Origin of the sequence: Acinetobacter guillouiae CIP 63.46, from assembly GCF_000368145.1 — a bacterium.
Taxonomy (GTDB): domain Bacteria; phylum Pseudomonadota; class Gammaproteobacteria; order Pseudomonadales; family Moraxellaceae; genus Acinetobacter; species Acinetobacter guillouiae.
The window spans coordinates 1,680,243-1,696,484 of the sequence record NZ_KB849283.1 but is presented as its reverse complement, the minus strand read 5'-3'; the positions used below and the strand labels follow the sequence as shown (position 1 = coordinate 1,696,484).

Annotated in this window: 16 protein-coding genes; 8 read left to right on the top strand and 8 right to left on the bottom strand. The window is 38.0% G+C overall.

Annotation, left to right across the window (positions count from 1 at the left end; all coding sequences use genetic code 11):
• Positions 1-30: 30 nt before the first annotated feature.
• Positions 31-1,596 carry a CoA-acylating methylmalonate-semialdehyde dehydrogenase gene (locus F981_RS12980; protein WP_004722228.1) on the top strand — a complete coding sequence of 522 codons (1,566 nt, stop codon included), beginning with the start codon at positions 31-33 and terminating at the stop codon, positions 1,594-1,596.
• Between the two features lie 99 nt (positions 1,597-1,695).
• On the top strand, positions 1,696-3,087 hold the full coding sequence (locus F981_RS12975) for an amino acid permease (RefSeq protein WP_004722226.1): 1,392 nt from the start codon (positions 1,696-1,698) through the stop codon (positions 3,085-3,087).
• Between the two features lie 174 nt (positions 3,088-3,261).
• On the opposite strand, the gene F981_RS12970 is transcribed toward F981_RS12975, so the two are convergent.
• The 8 genes from F981_RS12970 to F981_RS12935 form a co-directional block, all read right to left on the bottom strand.
• Positions 3,262-4,356, bottom strand: a complete 1,095-nt coding sequence (locus tag F981_RS12970; protein WP_004722224.1) for an AraC family transcriptional regulator — start codon at positions 4,354-4,356, stop codon at positions 3,262-3,264.
• 250 nt (positions 4,357-4,606) lie between these two features.
• Complete coding sequence (locus F981_RS12965; RefSeq protein WP_004722223.1) at positions 4,607-5,155, bottom strand: fimbrial protein; 549 nt, start codon at positions 5,153-5,155, stop codon at positions 4,607-4,609.
• A gap of 9 nt (positions 5,156-5,164) precedes the next feature.
• The gene (locus F981_RS12960; RefSeq protein WP_004722221.1) at positions 5,165-6,175 is read right to left on the bottom strand and encodes a fimbrial adhesin FimH; all 1,011 of its coding nucleotides are present in this window, start codon (positions 6,173-6,175) and stop codon (positions 5,165-5,167) included.
• Between the two features lie 11 nt (positions 6,176-6,186).
• Positions 6,187-8,805: an outer membrane usher protein FimD gene (fimD, locus tag F981_RS12955; protein ID WP_004722218.1), complete on the bottom strand. Its 2,619-nt coding sequence runs from the start codon at positions 8,803-8,805 to the stop codon at positions 6,187-6,189.
• Between the two features lie 5 nt (positions 8,806-8,810).
• Entirely contained in the window at positions 8,811-9,512 is a 702-nt protein-coding gene (locus F981_RS12950) for a fimbria/pilus periplasmic chaperone (RefSeq protein WP_004722216.1), read from the bottom strand.
• A gap of 19 nt (positions 9,513-9,531) precedes the next feature.
• A complete protein-coding gene (locus tag F981_RS12945) occupies positions 9,532-10,017 on the bottom strand; it encodes a hypothetical protein (protein WP_004722215.1) in 486 nt (161 codons plus the stop codon).
• Between the two features lie 52 nt (positions 10,018-10,069).
• Positions 10,070-10,621 (bottom strand): type 1 fimbrial major subunit FimA, encoded by a 552-nt coding sequence (gene fimA / locus F981_RS12940; protein WP_016539504.1) that lies wholly within the window; start codon positions 10,619-10,621, stop codon positions 10,070-10,072.
• Positions 10,622-11,180: 559 nt separating this feature from the next.
• Positions 11,181-11,525, bottom strand: coding sequence for a hypothetical protein (locus F981_RS12935; protein WP_228129028.1), 345 nt, complete (start codon positions 11,523-11,525; stop codon positions 11,181-11,183).
• 581 nt (positions 11,526-12,106) lie between these two features.
• Between F981_RS12935 and F981_RS12930 the strand changes: the two genes are divergently transcribed.
• The 6 genes from F981_RS12930 to F981_RS12905 all read left to right on the top strand — a co-directional run bounded on the left by F981_RS12930 (position 12,107) and on the right by F981_RS12905 (position 16,239).
• Entirely contained in the window at positions 12,107-12,703 is a 597-nt protein-coding gene (locus tag F981_RS12930; RefSeq protein WP_004722212.1) for a DUF4189 domain-containing protein, read from the top strand.
• Between the two features lie 111 nt (positions 12,704-12,814).
• A complete protein-coding gene (locus F981_RS12925; protein ID WP_227515164.1) occupies positions 12,815-13,267 on the top strand; it encodes a hypothetical protein in 453 nt (150 codons plus the stop codon).
• A gap of 60 nt (positions 13,268-13,327) precedes the next feature.
• Positions 13,328-13,861 carry a hypothetical protein gene (locus tag F981_RS12920; RefSeq protein WP_004722210.1) on the top strand — a complete coding sequence of 178 codons (534 nt, stop codon included), beginning with the start codon at positions 13,328-13,330 and terminating at the stop codon, positions 13,859-13,861.
• Positions 13,862-14,550: 689 nt separating this feature from the next.
• Positions 14,551-15,174, top strand: coding sequence for a beta-ketoacyl synthase chain length factor (locus tag F981_RS12915; protein WP_004722209.1), 624 nt, complete (start codon positions 14,551-14,553; stop codon positions 15,172-15,174).
• Positions 15,168-15,995 carry a lysophospholipid acyltransferase family protein gene (locus F981_RS12910; RefSeq protein ID WP_004722208.1) on the top strand — a complete coding sequence of 276 codons (828 nt, stop codon included), beginning with the start codon at positions 15,168-15,170 and terminating at the stop codon, positions 15,993-15,995. The genes F981_RS12915 and F981_RS12910 overlap by 7 nt, the downstream gene beginning before the upstream one ends.
• Positions 15,979-16,239, top strand: a complete 261-nt coding sequence (locus F981_RS12905) for a phosphopantetheine-binding protein (RefSeq protein ID WP_004722207.1) — start codon at positions 15,979-15,981, stop codon at positions 16,237-16,239. Before F981_RS12910 ends, F981_RS12905 begins: the two co-directional genes overlap by 17 nt.
• Positions 16,240-16,242 lie beyond the last annotated feature (3 nt).

The following is a 16,242-nucleotide window of genomic DNA, read 5'->3' as shown; positions in this document are numbered from 1 at the left end:
AAACACGGAACAAATAGACAAGGAAAGGTAATGAACAATTTAGAAAATTTTAGTGGTGGCGAGTTGTCTAATACTGAGACAGCTGAAGCAGTACAAGCGATCACGCTGGTTGGGCATTTTATTCAAGGGGGACTTGTAACCAAGACCTCAAGAACACTAGCTGTATACCATCCAGCAACAGGCAAGATCAGCAAAGAAGTTGCGCTTGCCGATACTGCATTGGTCAATCAGGTGGTTCATATTGCACAACAGGCTTTTCCAGCATGGCGTGATACCCCTGTGATTAAACGTGCACGAGTGATGTTTAAGTTTAAACAACTGCTAGAAGAGAATGCTGAAAAACTTTGTGAGTTGATTGGACAAGAACATGGAAAAATTTGTCATGATGCACAGGGCGAGTTACAACGCGGAATTGAAAATGTTGAGTATGCATGTGGTGCACCTGAGTTTTTAAAAGGTGAATACTCAAAAAATGTTGGCCCAGATATTGATTCATGGAGCGAATTTCAACCTTTAGGCGTGGTTGCTGGGATTACACCATTTAATTTTCCAGCGATGGTTCCATTGTGGATGTTTCCAATGGCGATTGTTTGCGGGAACTGCTTTATTTTAAAACCCTCTGAAAAAACCCCATCAGCAGCATTATATTTGGCAGAATTACTTCAACAGGCAGGTTTACCCGATGGTGTGTTTAACGTCATCAATGGTGATAAACAAGCAGTGGATGCCTTATTACATCATCCAAATATTCAAGCGATTAGCTTTGTTGGTTCAACCCCGATTGCTGAATATATTTATCGCACAGCAACCTCGGCAGGCAAACGCTGTCAGGCCTTAGGTGGCGCAAAAAATCATGCCATTATTATGCCTGATGCAGATATCGATAATGTGGTGAACTCATTATTAGGTGCAGCTTTTGGTTCATCTGGTGAACGCTGTATGGCTTTGTCTGTTGCAGTGGCAATTGGCGATGAAATTGCTGATCTGGTGATTGAAAAACTTAGCCAAGAAATGCAACAACTCAAGTTTGGTCATTATGCAAATCAACAAAATGACTTTGGACCGCTCATTTCTCAAGCACATAAAGATAAAGTTCAAGCTTTTATCCAAAGTGCTGAACAGCAAGGTGCTAAAATTGTTGTCGATGGTCGTGATGCCAAACCTATCGGCTATGAAACTGGATTTTTTGTTGGCCCGACGCTAATTGATCAGGTTTCATCAGACATGACCAGTTATCAGCAAGAAATTTTTGGTCCTGTTTTACAGGTGATTCGTGTAGAAACCATGCAACAAGCGATGCAGTTAATCAATGATCATGAGTATGGAAATGGTACCTGTATTTATACCCGTGATGGGGAAGCCGCACGCTATTTTACCCATCATATCCAAGTGGGAATGGTCGGTGTAAATGTGCCATTGCCCGTACCTGTTGCATATCATAGTTTTGGTGGCTGGAAGCGTTCGTTATTTGGTGACTTGTATGCTTATGGGCCAGATGGAGTACGTTTTTATACGCGCCGTAAAACCATTACCCAACGTTGGCCATCTACACACGTTCGTGAAGCCAAGCAGTTTTCAATGCCTACTTTAAATTAATTTTTTGTGTATAGAGGGAAGATCATCGATTTTCTCTCTTTTGAATAAGGATTTAATAATGTAAATCACGATTTTAAAAGTATTTTTAAGGAATAAAATATGAATGGTGTTAAAACAACAAAATTAGGTGAAGGACTTTCCAACCGACATATCACGATGATTAGTATCGGTGGCGTTATTGGTGCAGGTTTATTTGTCGGCTCTTCAGCTGCAATTGCCAAAGCAGGTCCTGCGGCTGTACTGGCTTATATTATTACCAGTATTATCGTTTTTCTGGTGATGCGTATGCTCGGTGAAATGGCCGTTGCACAACCAGATACAGGTTCATTTTCCACTTATGCGCGTAAAGCAATTGGGCCTTGGGCAGGCTTTACTGTGGGCTGGTTGTATTGGTGGTTTTGGGTTTTAGTGATTCCCATCGAAGCAATTGCTGGTGCGGAAATTTTACATGCGTGGTTTCCTCAAGTTTCTAGTGCTATTTATGCTTTTGCTTTTATTATTTTACTCAGTTTAGCCAATTTCTTTAGTACTAAAAGTTTTGGTGAGTTTGAGTTTTGGTTTGCTTTAATTAAAGTGGTTGCGATACTGCTGTTTATTGTGATTGGTGCATCGGCTGTATTTGGGCTTTGGCCTTTGGCTCGTGATGTTAGTGGTGTGGGGCATTTATTTTCAAATGGCGGTTTTATGCCGCATGGCATGGGTGGCGTTCTTTCGGCTATTTTAATTTCGGCGTTTTCATTTTTTGGTGTTGAAATTCTGTCGATTGCAGCGGCAGAGTCTAAAAATCCACAAGAGAAAATTAAACGTGCTACCAATTTAGTGCTGTATCGTATTATTTTATTCTTTGTTGTTTCGATTTTTCTAGCAGTGGCTTTAGTCGATTGGCATTCGCCTGATTTACAAAAATTAGGGACATTTCAGTATGTCTTGGTCAGCCTCAATGTGCCGCAAACCAAATTGATTATGGACATGGTGGTGTTTATCGCGGTGGCAAGTTGTATGAATGCGGCTGTATATACCTCTTCACGGATGCTGTTTGCATTGGGTGCACGTCAAGAAGCACCGAAAGTTGTGACTAAAATTAATGATGCAGGTGTACCAACGATCGCAGTGTTTGCTTCAACCTTTGTTGGACTGATTTGTTGCGCCGTGAATTATATGTTCCCAGGGCAAGTTTTTGGATTTTTACTTTCAACAACGGGTTCAATTGCCTTGGTGGTTTATTTAGTCATTGCTGTGTCACAACTACGCTCAAGAGCTAAACTGGAAAAAATAGGCGCTCAAGTGACCTTTAAAATGTGGTTATTTCCTTGGCTGACGTGGTTTGTCATCGTGGTGATTATGAGTGTATTGGGCTATATGTTTTTATCGCCTCAATATAGTTATGAAACGACTTTGTCTTTAGGGGTAACCTCCATTGTGGTGATTTGTGGTCTGATGGTGACACGCAAGAATAAAACCGCGAAGCGTATGGCCGTCCATTTGGATTAAATCATCATTAAACAGCGCAGAACAAGCAGCAAACTTTGTAGGTTAAGGGGAAAACCAACACTACAAAGTTTGTTTTTTATGTATGGACTTTTGCTTTCATCATGCCAGTCTATAAAAAGAAAACAATAACTTAAGTTGGATGTTCTAGGTTATTTGAGCGAGATTTGGCTTATTTTAGCTGAGTTGAACATCAGGTGTACTGAGCTCCGTTTCAAAGCTTTCATTTACAGTATGCTTTTCATTTACATCTAATTTTTTATTGATATTTTGCTTTCTCCACGTAGAAGGAGAAACGCCATTCCAAGCTTTAAAAGCACGATTAAATGAGGTTTGGTCCTTATAGGCAAGTAAAAAGGCAACTTTTGTGATGGATAAGTTTTGATTTTGCAGATATTTCTTGGCTAGATTTTGACGAATATTACTGAGTATTTCTTTAAATGAAAGGTCTTTATTTTTTAAATATTTTTGCAGTGCTCTCGCAGAAATATTTAATGATTTGGCAATAGAGTGAATTTGCACATTATTATTTTCAAGTGCTTGTAGCATACTCAGATTAACCAATTCTAAGAAAGAATCCTCCTGAGGCATTTTACTGAGTAATATGTTGGCATGATTCAACAATATTTCTAAAAGAATAGGGTCATAATATTTTAATTTAGTTTCCAATAAAGAATTCGGTATGACAATCCGAGTTTGCTTTGTATTAAATTTAATCGGGCAATTGAACAGTTGTTGGTATTTTTTTGTGTCATTGGGTTTGGGTATGGCAAGTTCTAGACAATGAAAAACACTTGCATCTGAATCGGTCAGTTGTTGTAAGTGGTGAAAAAGGCTAGACACTTGTATTTCTTCAACGATGGTGGTTTCTTCTAGATATAAACCCACTTGTAAATATGCAGGTTTATCCCATGAGATTGAAAAGTGGTTTTCCTCAATAAGCACTTTTTTGGGAATATAATTAAACCAAAGCTTTTCGTATTGAGACAGTATTTCAATATAATCAAATAATGTATCACTCGACTGAGCCATATAAGCCACGATGCCGATATGTTTGGGCTGAACCAAAGCACCGATGTCTAATCCAATACCCACTTGGGGATATTGTTTGTTGATTTGTTTTATTCTTTTGAGCCATTCGCCAAACGGTAGGTGATCATTGAGTGGATATTCAGCATCGCTTGAAACATCTAAGCCTTTTTTTTTACAGAAATCGTCTAATAAAAGTGCCATTCCTTTATTAACACTTTTTATTTTAAAAAAAGTTTTCATGAATTCTCCCAATATTCATTTGATGTTTCTGTGTATTTATTTTTTATTTAAAGTAATCAAAGATTTGTCGTTATGTGTGAGGTCTTCATTTTTCTTTAAAGCAATGTGGGAATTTGAATGATGAAAATAGATAAAGTCCTCCGCTATTTTTTATGCCATTCAAATGAAAAGGATGAGTTCCTAACCCTGTGCTTTAAAAAGTTTGAATACTCAATCGTATTAACCGTTAATAATAAATCGTGATATATGCTCAATCATATTGAATAGAAAACTGAGCATTTGCATTTGCAATCCCTGCGAGGGCTTGTGCTTTGGTCACGATATAATTTGCATAAAAGAGTGCCGAAACATTGCCATTGATGTCTGTGCTAAAGGCTTCGCTTTTCTTGCCTAAAGGCAATCTTTTTTTATCTTGATCTCGGATTTCTATGGCAATATTTTCAGCTTTATTGGCTAAGGCATCGAGCGCTAAAAGTTCAGCATTTTCGTTATTTCGAGGCCCTTCAAAAGTGATGGTCACAGATCCATTCGGCGGACAGTTACTCATCTCAAAATGAATCGGGGTTGGTTTTGATTGACTACCAATATTGGGTAAGTCTTTGCTTGCAACGCTTCCAAGCTGAATATATTTATCTTGTTCAGAACTTAATACGCCACAGGTTGCTGTCGTCACGATTCCTGAAAGCTCAATATTCACCCGACCTAGCTCTACATTGGTATTTTGAGCATGAGAGAGCTGATGAATATTTAAACAACATATTATTGTGGCAGCAGCCATATATCTTGCTCTATTTTTCATTGTTGTCTCCTAATCAAAATCCACTCTGAGATATCCTCTAGACTTAAACGGACCAATTTCTGGTTTATTTCCAGTGATACTGACGGGCCAAGCTTTGATGGTCACATTTGCTGGCTGTTGTTTAAGATTAAATGGAATCACACTATTGATATTATTGGGCAACAACACATTGTCATTTTGATCTGACATCTTAAAGCCAATATCTGGATTATCTGAGATCATCATATCTCCAGTGGCTTTTTCAGCCTCAAGCCGAAGTGTCAGCATTGCTTGGGCATCAATATTGGTACATTGAATCGCTAAGGTATGACTCTGTTTATTGACATTGTTGGGTTTATTGCCAGGACCCGCCTGACTAAAGGCATAGGCTGGGATTTCCCCAAACTTAATTTCTAAAAAGTCACCTGTGCCAATTTTGCAGCTTTGTGGAACCGAAATAGAACCGCTGTAACTGATCTTATAAACAGGGATACTTAATGGATCTGCTGAACCCGTTGTCACATAAACGGTAAACATGGTTTTTTTCGGGATAGGCACAAAATCAATAAAGGGTTTAATCACCTTGAGGCGGAAGGTAAAGTTTGAATCCCAAATACCAAAGGGTTGGCCTTTACTTACATTGGGATCTGTACCCATCTGTACATAATTTGCAGGAGGATAAAAATCCCCCGCAAAGCTATCGGTAATTTTCATGGCACCGACCAGATAGTCGTTGATCGGTAAGTATTTATATCGATCAATCGTTTCTATCACAGAGAGGTCGGAAACATAACTACGCATGGTTCTATTTCGACTAATATTGGAATTATGAGCCGGGCAAGTTCCATAAACTTGCGAAGAAAAATTCTTTTTAAGCTCTACAATTTTACCTACAGCATTATTCGAGCTGCTGAAACTATTGGATAGATCATAAAAAACGTCATCCACCACACCATTCCCTTTACTGTTCCAACAGACAACTGCAAAAGATTGGGCTGAAGCAAGCAGCAACATACTGGAAATTAAAAGCTTAAATTTCATATGATCTCTCCTTATTGACATTCAAGATCAAATTGAATAACGGGTTTGCTGAGGTCCATGTCTGAAATATCGTAGTTTGCCAAACATTTTCCTTCAGCAGATTCGCCCCAATTCACTTCCAGAGTACCTTTGAGCGGAAGCCCAGTTAAATAAACCCGGCCATCGTCTGCAACGATGCTGGTGGCTGAACTTTCCTTTTCGATCACACTACTTGCATACGGTATAAACTTGCCGTTATGGGATAAGGTGATGAGTGCTCGTACACCTAAACTGGTGTTAAACGTTGCTCTGGCAATTGCCCCTTTGATTGGGACGACATTTTCAACGTTATTGCTGATTTCGAGATTATTACTGAAAGTATTTGAATTGAGTGCAACACGATTGGCACGATACTCAGTGGCATAAGGAACGATGGCATATCCACGCCAATCGGTTTTAACGCCGGTATAGTTTTCGATATTTACACCTTTGGCACCGGGTGCTTTAACCAAAATTGAGGTGCTACCTAAAGGCTGACCAAAGGTAATACCATCACGGTGCGCTAAAATACCGCCAGATGCGTTATAGGTAAATTGATTTGAGTTCTTTTCGTAGCTATAACCTGCACCTACCGTACCGTAACTACCATTGTAATTTAGGCTGACTGAACCAATATCACCTTGCTTACTGACTTGTCCCTGATTGATGCTATAACTTAAATTACGATCTTTCAGTAAAGTGCCACTTAAACCTGCCATATAGGACTCATTACCGTTTGAATTTTGTGTGGTCGAAAAAGTGCTATATGCATTTTGGATTGGATGATTGCGGAAATTCGCTTTCGGCCATAGCTTGTCCAATGGGAAGGACAGATTCATGGCATACATGGTGTCACTTTGATTAATCTCAGAATATTTGTTACGACTGACTGAGAATGAATAATTCAGTGCTTTCCATGAGTTTGCATAACCCGCTTGAACCCATTCATTTTTTTTGTTGGTATCCCAATAGGTTTGCTGATTGCCTGAGACAAATAAAGAACCATAGTTTCCAAGTGAATGCGAGATATTGACTTCAAAGCGACCTTTTTTAGAATTATATAAGTTGTAGTAATCCGTAATGATTGGTGTATTGGCTTGATTTCCGTCTTGAGTTTCGGAAACGTGATAACCACTCATACGATTATAAGCAACATCATTTAAGGTATAGAAACCTTTGGTCGAATATCGATAGCCCAATAACTGGAAAGTTGTTCCAGAGCTTAATAATGATTTTGAATATAAAAAGCGCAAAGACTGTCCACTGCTCGAGGATTGATCTGCCAACTCACTGTCCGCATGGGTAAGGTCAAAAGACAAAGCCCCATAATCTCCTAGGTTGGCGCCTAGACCCACCAATGCACTCTTATATTTATCTGACAATTGCGTCCCAGCATAAACGGAAATACCATTTTTTAAACCGTGAATTGCAGTTGCCTGTAACAATGATGGATTATCTTGAGAATCCAATCCACTACGGTACTCACCAATCACCAGACTGTATTTTGTGCGTCCTTCACGTTGTAAAACAGGAAGGCTTGAATAGGGCACTTGAAAGCTTTGAATCGAACCGTCATTTTCTTCAATCGTAACCAAAAGGTCACCACTGATTGAGGTTGGATTTAAATCTTGGATAAGGAATGGTCCGGGTGCGACATTTACCTGATGAATCACAAAACCATTTTGTTTGATCACCACTTTTGCATTGGTTTTTGCAACCCCACGAACAGTAGGTGCATAGCCTTGCTGACTGTCAGGATACATTGCCTCAGAAGTCGACAAATGTGCGCCACGGAAACCAAAGCTGTCAAAAATTTCGCTACTTGTTGAACCGTCACCAATTACCAGCTGGCTTTTTAAAGGAATAATGGTTTTTTGTACATAGGTATTTAAATTATTCCATTGATTTGTGGTTTTACCGTTGTGTGAATTGGCGTTAAAACTGCCTGAATGTCGGAACTGCCATGAGCCAATATTGAGTCCATTATCCAGACGTAAAAATAAACTGTTGGTATCTGTTTTAGAGTTGTCATAACCCGAAATATTATAGTTGGTATAAAAGCCGTTGATCCCTTCATCCCATTGATCGGGTGGAATATAGCCGCGAATTTGGTTGCGTAAAGACGCTTGCGGCAAGCTGATCAATAATTTTTGTTTATCAAATTGAAAGTGGCTGTTTGCACCGTCAATAATTGAAATAAAATCTACACATTGTGGGTTGGAGCTAGACAATTGCTCGTATTGGGCAATATTGACTCCAAATCCCTGCAATGTTTTGCTGTCTAAACACGGAAATAAACCAGTCGTATCTTGAATGCCTGATTTTTCAATAAAATTGATGTCGCGGGTAAACGCATATTGATCGTTGACATACACATCAACCCGGTACACGCCCGGCAATTGATGGGTCGATTTCTCAAATCTGCTCAAATCAGAAATTTGTGAATTGGATAAGTTATCTGTTAAAAATGCAGGGTTAAACACCTGTTCTGCATGACTGGTTCTTGGGACTACGATTGAAATCAGCATAGTCACTGCGATACCCACTGGATATCGCTTGATATTTCTCCTTACGCATACAACACTGTATGGCATTGAAAATAGACTATTCATAATTATTACTTCAGTTCTAAATCAACTTTAGCCGTTAAACCACCGTAATCATTGACCGTTTGATAACTCAGCTTATTGCCTGAAGTCGCTGAAATTTTTGTTTGGGCAAATGGACTTGCCATCACATTTGGCACTTTTTGGTTATCAACAAAAACGTTCACAAAAGAAACATGATATGGAGATGGATTATTCACCATGATTCCTTCTGCTGATTTTGAAAACTTAAGTGTTTCTAATGCGGCTTCAGGTTTAGTTTTTAGATTTATCGGTCTTACAAACAGTTTGATTCGAGATAAAACAGCAAGTTGTAAAATATTCTTGTCAATCAAAGTCGATTTATCAATCGAAGGAATTGCTTTGACATTGACCCAAAATACCGACTCTCTATCTTGGGGTAAGTTGGTAGCAACATTGACAATTCTTAATGTATTTTCGCTATTTGCTTCTGCGACAAATAAGGGAGGAGTAATCAGAAAATCTTTTGATTTTTCATCTAGATTATTTTCAATCCACGAGTTAATTAAAAAGCGTTCTTTATTGTTGCTGTTGACAATCGCTAATGAAACTTGCTTGGCATCGGTTGGGTAAATAACACGAGTTGCCCCAAGTGATATACCCCCAATAATATTGTTATTGGCTAAGCTGGTGGATGCTAAGCAGGCTAAGGTTATACTAAGAACACCATTTTTAAATAAGTTCAGTTTCATATAAGTCCTTAGAATTCATTTATGGATAAAAAACAGAAATTAAAATATTCGATGCTTGAGCGGATGGCTTTTCTGAGGTTTGGTTGAGGAGAATACCAATCCTATTTTTAGCGAAACTGTCATAACGTTCAGGTCGATCAATTTGTCGAATAAATTTCTGATCCAGACGGGTCTGTTCAAAATCTTGAATGTTTAATTCTTTATTAATATCAAAATCATTTCTTGCTTTTGGATCTGTATAAAACATCTCATGGGTTGGCTTATTTTGTTCAGATAGACCAATGGCGAGATTGTCGTAGATGCTTACAGGGCATAATGAAAAATTGATTTGAATTGGAGAATTGGGAGTTTTAATAGATACAGCAGCATTATTCTCAATCAAGATTGAGCAGCCTTGATTTATCAAAACTCCCTGAAAATGAGCTCTTCCACCAAATACATAACTTTCTGCGTAAATATGAGTACTTACTAATATTCCAACAATCAGGGTTATATACTTTTTCATGGTAAATAAGCTCATGTAATCAAATATTTAATAATTATCTTAAGTAGATAAATTATTCATATTTCACTACAAAAGTTGCATCAGCATTTGCTTGACCTGGTGTAGATGCACCAGTCGCTACATAACGAGCGCTGAATTGAAGTGTGTTATCACCAGTGATCAATGTTTTAGGTGTAGAGAAACTAGCACCAGTAACACCTAAGATTTTTGAAGTGTCATCAGCAATCTCAATCCCTACATTTGTTGCAGCAGTAGAGTTTGTACCACCAGCAGCAACTGAAAGTAAGTTTGCATTAGACGTTACAGACTGACCATAAAATGCAACAGCAGCAGTTGCTTGAACTGTTGGATCACAGTCAACAAGTTTGATTTGGAACGGTACTGGAGTTGTTTTATCGCCAGCAACAGCTAAACGTGCAGTACGGTATTGACCTAAATCAACAGTTTGATTTGAAGATTCTGTACTTACAGCACATGCTGCATTTACGATTTCACCAGTAAAATGTACTGTTCCACCGTTAACAGTTACAGGATCAGCAGCGAAAGCTGAAACAGAAAGCGTTAAAGCAGATAAAGTTGCAGTACTTAATAGAGCTAATTTCATAGTAAAACCCATTCATTTTAGAAGGTTGATTTTTAATATTTATTTAAAATCATTTTTTATGATTTCAATAAATTACACTTAGTCGCACTGTTTAATAAAATAGTAATGTACTTAAATAAATGCAGGGTTATAGTGACGTACATCACAATAGATAACTTTGTATTTTGTGCATAATTAATTTGTATTTGACGCCCTTATCATTTTTTATGAAAAGTATATGAATTAATGTGATTAATCTGAGGACTTGTTTTTAGCTGTGCTGTGTAGCGTGTTGTTGCTTATTATTGATATACATTGGTACGGTTTTTTTATCAAAAACGCTCATTGCATTTGTAGATACACTTTTGAGTTAGAATTATTTTTCTATTTAATATTAATCGCAAGGGGAAATAGATTGTTTGATTATCAAGAGGTTGTGATGCCATAGCTTACATTCAAAGTTTAAATACCTTTGCGTAGGCAATGCTTCACTTTTCGTATAGGGGATGCCAAACCTTGCGCTATCACAACAGCAATTAAAACTAGACGATTTATACAACGGTTGATTGTGTATAGCGCTTTATTTTTTTATTTGAGATGGTATTCCAATTTGCGCAGCCAAAGGCGAGAAAATCACTTTAATTGGAGAGTTAGCCTGACTTTGCTGTACATCAGGCCCTATATAATTCTTGCCTTGAGATGTTGCAAAACTACGATGCCACGCACTAAGTTCAGTGTCTGACAGCCACGCTATATGCAAAGCATTATCATTTGCGCCAAAGTCGATGGTTCTTACATCGAATTGCGCCAAAGCATGAATAAATGAACGACATTTTTCAGTTTCACCTTTTTTCAGAACTGAAATCTGAACTTGGGTTGCGCCACCAAACATTACATCATTGGCTCGGCACTGAAGAACTTCCACATGAAAACGTCCATCAGGAGAGGGCAGATCTCTTATCAGCTTATTTACCGTGCTGGATTGGCATGCTGTTAATACGATGGACAATATCAGTAAAGTACATATCCTTGTCAGTTTCATTTTATTCCTTGCTATGTAAATACATTACGATTTTTGTTTTATCGCTTTATTCAAATCGGTCAGTCTGCTTTTAGCCAATACATGGAATGCTTCAGTTGAATTGTTTTCACAACTTCGGCGGGTCATCATATCGTGTTGCATGTTTACTGGTGATTTAATTAAGGATGATGTGGTTAAGTTTATCTGTATTTTGCTGTTTTAAAACATGTTTTTGTATTGATTTTTCACATGATTTAATTGTTTGTGTTTAGCTGCTCTGCATTTAATCTTAATGGGAATGCTTAGAGAAAATTTAATGAATAAAAATGACTTGCAGAAAAAAGTTGTAGAAGTTTTAATCTAAGTTTGAACGTTAGATAAAATATTAACATTCCATCAATCAGAAAATTGATCATATATTGTTTGTTGTTTTGGATAGTAATCATTCAATTTGTTAATGATTATTGGCCATGAGGGCTTTTATTATGTTTAAAACATTCACGATCACAGAGCAACACTATTTTAAACAATTCATGGGGATTGCAAACACGCTTGTGTTGGCGTTTGTTGTTTTGATGTGGTCAGGCCATGTGGCCGCAGAGGGCAATTGTCCTCCTGGTTATTATCCAATTGGTGGGCAAGGCCTGCAAGGGTGTGCACCGATTCCAAGTGGCGGTAGTAATGGTGGTGGCGGTGGTGGCACATATAAATGGGAACCCTCACTTTGGGAAAAACGTTGGGGCGCGATTGCTGAAGATAAGGCAGCACCTTCTCGACCTACAGGTTATGCCCAAGCGACACGAACCGAACGTGGGGCTAAAAAAATAGCCTTGGAAAATTGCCAAAAAAAGGGAGGTAAAAATTGTGAAGTCATCTTTACCTATAACAATAAATGTGTTGCCTTGGCTGATCCGACTCAAGGTGGTCAAGAGTCTGTGATTAGAATTGATCGTACGCCCGCAGGCGCCAAAGCATTAGCTGCTTATGAATGTCAAAGTAAAAACAAGCAAGAGTGTAAAGTGGTTTACTCAGCATGTAGTACTTATTACGAGCCGGGCGCCAGTATATTTTATTGGTGGTAATACATAGGGTTCTGCTTTAAGTCACATCGCCTATTGTGATAAACCCGAGATAAGTATTTGAAGTAAAATATATTTAAATAAAAGATCGGATCTTTTTAAAGGATAAAAATGATGAAAGCGGTTAATTTTTTACTGGGCAGTATTTTAGCTTTGCCCTTGTTTGCACATGCAGATGCCTTGAAACTGCAAAAAAGCACACAGGAATTTGATCAATATCGTGGTCAAATTACAGTAAATGGAGAATATTCATATTATTTTGATGATGAAGTGGCAGGTGATGTTATCTGTTTTCATCCCAGTGCGCCTTCAGATCAGTTGATACCGCGTAAGCCGGATGATCGCCGTTCACGCTGGTTTTGTTTCAATGATACTCAACAGGCAGCTCAGGCATTAAAACTCAACAAAAGACCCAAGGAAGGCTATATTGGCTATACGGGACATGCAACTGTAACGGTTGGAGAATATGCGGTTTATAAGGGCGAAAGTGATGGTACTGATTTGGCAAAATTGGTATCAGTCCAAAAAGCAGATACCCCTAAACTGGTTAAAAGCTCAGGTTATTAAAGCGCATTGTTATCGCGATGTTAAATTAAATACATATTTAAAGTTTAAAGGAAATAAATCATGAAAATTGTTAGTTTTTTACTGGCGGGCATGCTGATTACGCCAATTGTTGCACAGGCAAAAACACCACAACAATGGGCTGACTGTGCCGATAAGGTTGGGCGTACTATCGATGTGCAAGAAGTTGGTAATATCGGCTATGAGTCAGAAATCAAAAGCAAGTGCGGTACACGTCCTGTTCCAACAACGGGTATGGCGAAACCAGATGGTAAACACCCACATGACGTTATACAGGCAGCACCTTGGAAAGCTCGTTTTCAGCAATTAGTTGGCAAATCATATGCAAATCTCACTTCAGCTTTAGTGGTATCCAGTGCAATGCAGCGTCAGGGTGATTGGCTGGTAGGCAGTGGTTATGACCCACGTGGGGCGGGTTCGAGTAAGGCCGTCATTGCGATCAATACCAAAACAGGTAAAGTCATGGCGGCTTATTCAGATACAGAAGATGGTGTTAAATTCTTTGGCTTTGATGAAAATACCAAAGGTGTTCCAAGTAAATTTTCACAATGGGTTGCGGAAAGTGCAGCAGGCTGATTTGTTAGATGTATGTTTGGCTGATCATGACGTGTAGCAATCAATCAGCCATGGCAAAGGGATGCCAACAATAAATTTGTTCCATGAGTCCTTTTTAAAACCATAGATCAACATAAAATCCCCCTCATCCTAGCCTTCTCCCGAGGGAGAAGGAATTTTCAATACCAAAATGCTTTACTCCACATGATCATTTTTTTGATTTATGAAAGATCTTTAATGTTCAGCTTAAAATATTGATTGTGATTTAAAATCAGCAATTACAGTAAAATTACAATCTAGTGTTGTATAAATAGCTGTGTTCAAAGCTTAGGTTTGTTGTAGCAAAGATATGTTGTTTAGAGAGCAATCGACTGTTCAAAATACTGTATTATTTCGAGTTAATATTCTGTATAAAACCCTGAGTATGCCATCAACATAGACATTTAAAAAAAATAGCATTACTTAGCGATAATTAACAGTAAACAAGCTTTTAAAATAAGTTTTATAAGTATAATACGCCACTTGATGAAATGGGATTGAATAAACTGTTGCAGTAAAAAATAGTGTTGCAAGAGGATCTTTTAATTAAGGAACTAATTATTAGACAAAGTTCAATTGTATTTTTTGTATTTATTGTTATTCAAATGTTATAATTTGTCTAAAGAAGGCTTTTTAAGCCAATTAAATTAGCTGATGTTGATGAATAAAACATGCTTCAATTAAATATTTCTAGGCTCACCTTGAGCGAAGATGGTGATACATTTTTAGCACTTGAAAAAATTCCTGCGATGCAACGTAGACGGTTATCAAGTATTGCTAAAATTGCACTGAATAGTGCAATTCAAAGTTTGCAGGGGATTCAGGTCGACTATATTGTTTGGAGCTCACAATATGGCGATGAAGAAAAAACACTTAAAATTTTAAAAGATGTCCTTTCAGACCAGACCCCATCTCCGACACTTTTTTCAACTTCCGTACATAATGCAGTTTCAGGTTTGTATTCTATATTTTGTCAAGATGATACGCTCGCGACCAGTTTGGCAGCATCATGGTCTGAAGCTTTAATAGAAGCTTATGCTTATTTAAAAACACACCACAATGCTAAAAATGCCTTGGTGATTTATTATGACCAAGCATTGCCTGAAATATACGATGAGTATCAGAATTTTAAAGCTTTTTCATTGGCTGGAGTGGTCAGTTTAGAAAATGCCAATTTAAAAATCGCTGTAGAAAATCTGCAACCGCAACAAAGCAAATATTTAGAAGCTCAAGATTTTAATGCGTTTTGGCAAAATCAAAACCTGAAGGAAAAGGGTGCTTGGGTCAAATGCTAAATATCAATAAAGTAAAGAAAAAGTTAAATTACGCTTGGCGTGTTGGTGCTACAGGTTTTAGTTTTGCAAGTTTTGGCTTGGGCGGAATTGTGATTGGTGGTGTGGTTGCACCATTGGTGAAAGTGAGCACATTTGATACAAGAAAAAGACAAGATCGTGCGCAAAAAGCCATTAAATATAGCTTTAAAGGCTTTACTGAAATGATGGTTAAATTGGGCATCATGACCTATGAGGTCGAAGGCTTGGAAAAGCTGGCCCATAGCCGTCAAGAGTTAGTCATTGCAAATCATCCAACCTTGATTGATGTGGTGATTTTGATTGGCTTAATGGAAAAGGCCAACTGTATTGTAAAAAAAGCACTTTGGCGCAATCCATTTACATTGGGGCCAGTACGTAGTGCAGGTTATATTTTAAATGAGGGATCTGAGCAATTTATTTTGGACTGCGTTAAAAAACTCCAAGAAAAAGATGCAGCCTCATTATTGATATTTCCAGAAGGGACACGAACAGAAAGAGGTGCCTCACTGAATGAGTTCCAACGCGGTGCATCAAATATTGCGATTCGAGCGAATGTTCCAATTCGTCCGATTTTGATAGAATGCACGCCCTCGACACTGACCAAAAATGAAAAGTGGTATCACATTCCAAATGAACCATTTCACATTCAGATTAAAGTGTTAGATGCGGTACATGTACACGATATATTGGATGATGCTGCTGTTAACTCAAAACAGGTGAAACAGCTCAATCATTTTTTGCACAACTTATTTAATCAAGCGTTAATTAAACAAGAGTTATCTACAAATGAGCAATCTTGCTGATGAGTTAAAAGAAATGATCATTGATGTGCTGGCATTGGAAGATATTTCAATTGAAGATATTGATACCAATGCACCACTCTTTGGTGATGGATTAGGGCTGGATTCTATTGATGCCCTAGAATTAGGTTTAGCTTTGAAAAAACGCTATAACATTTATTTAAATGCTGAATCACAGGAAACCAAGCAACATTTCGCCTCTGTGCAAAGTTTAGTGGACTTGGTTGAAGCGCAACGCGCTGCTTAAGAG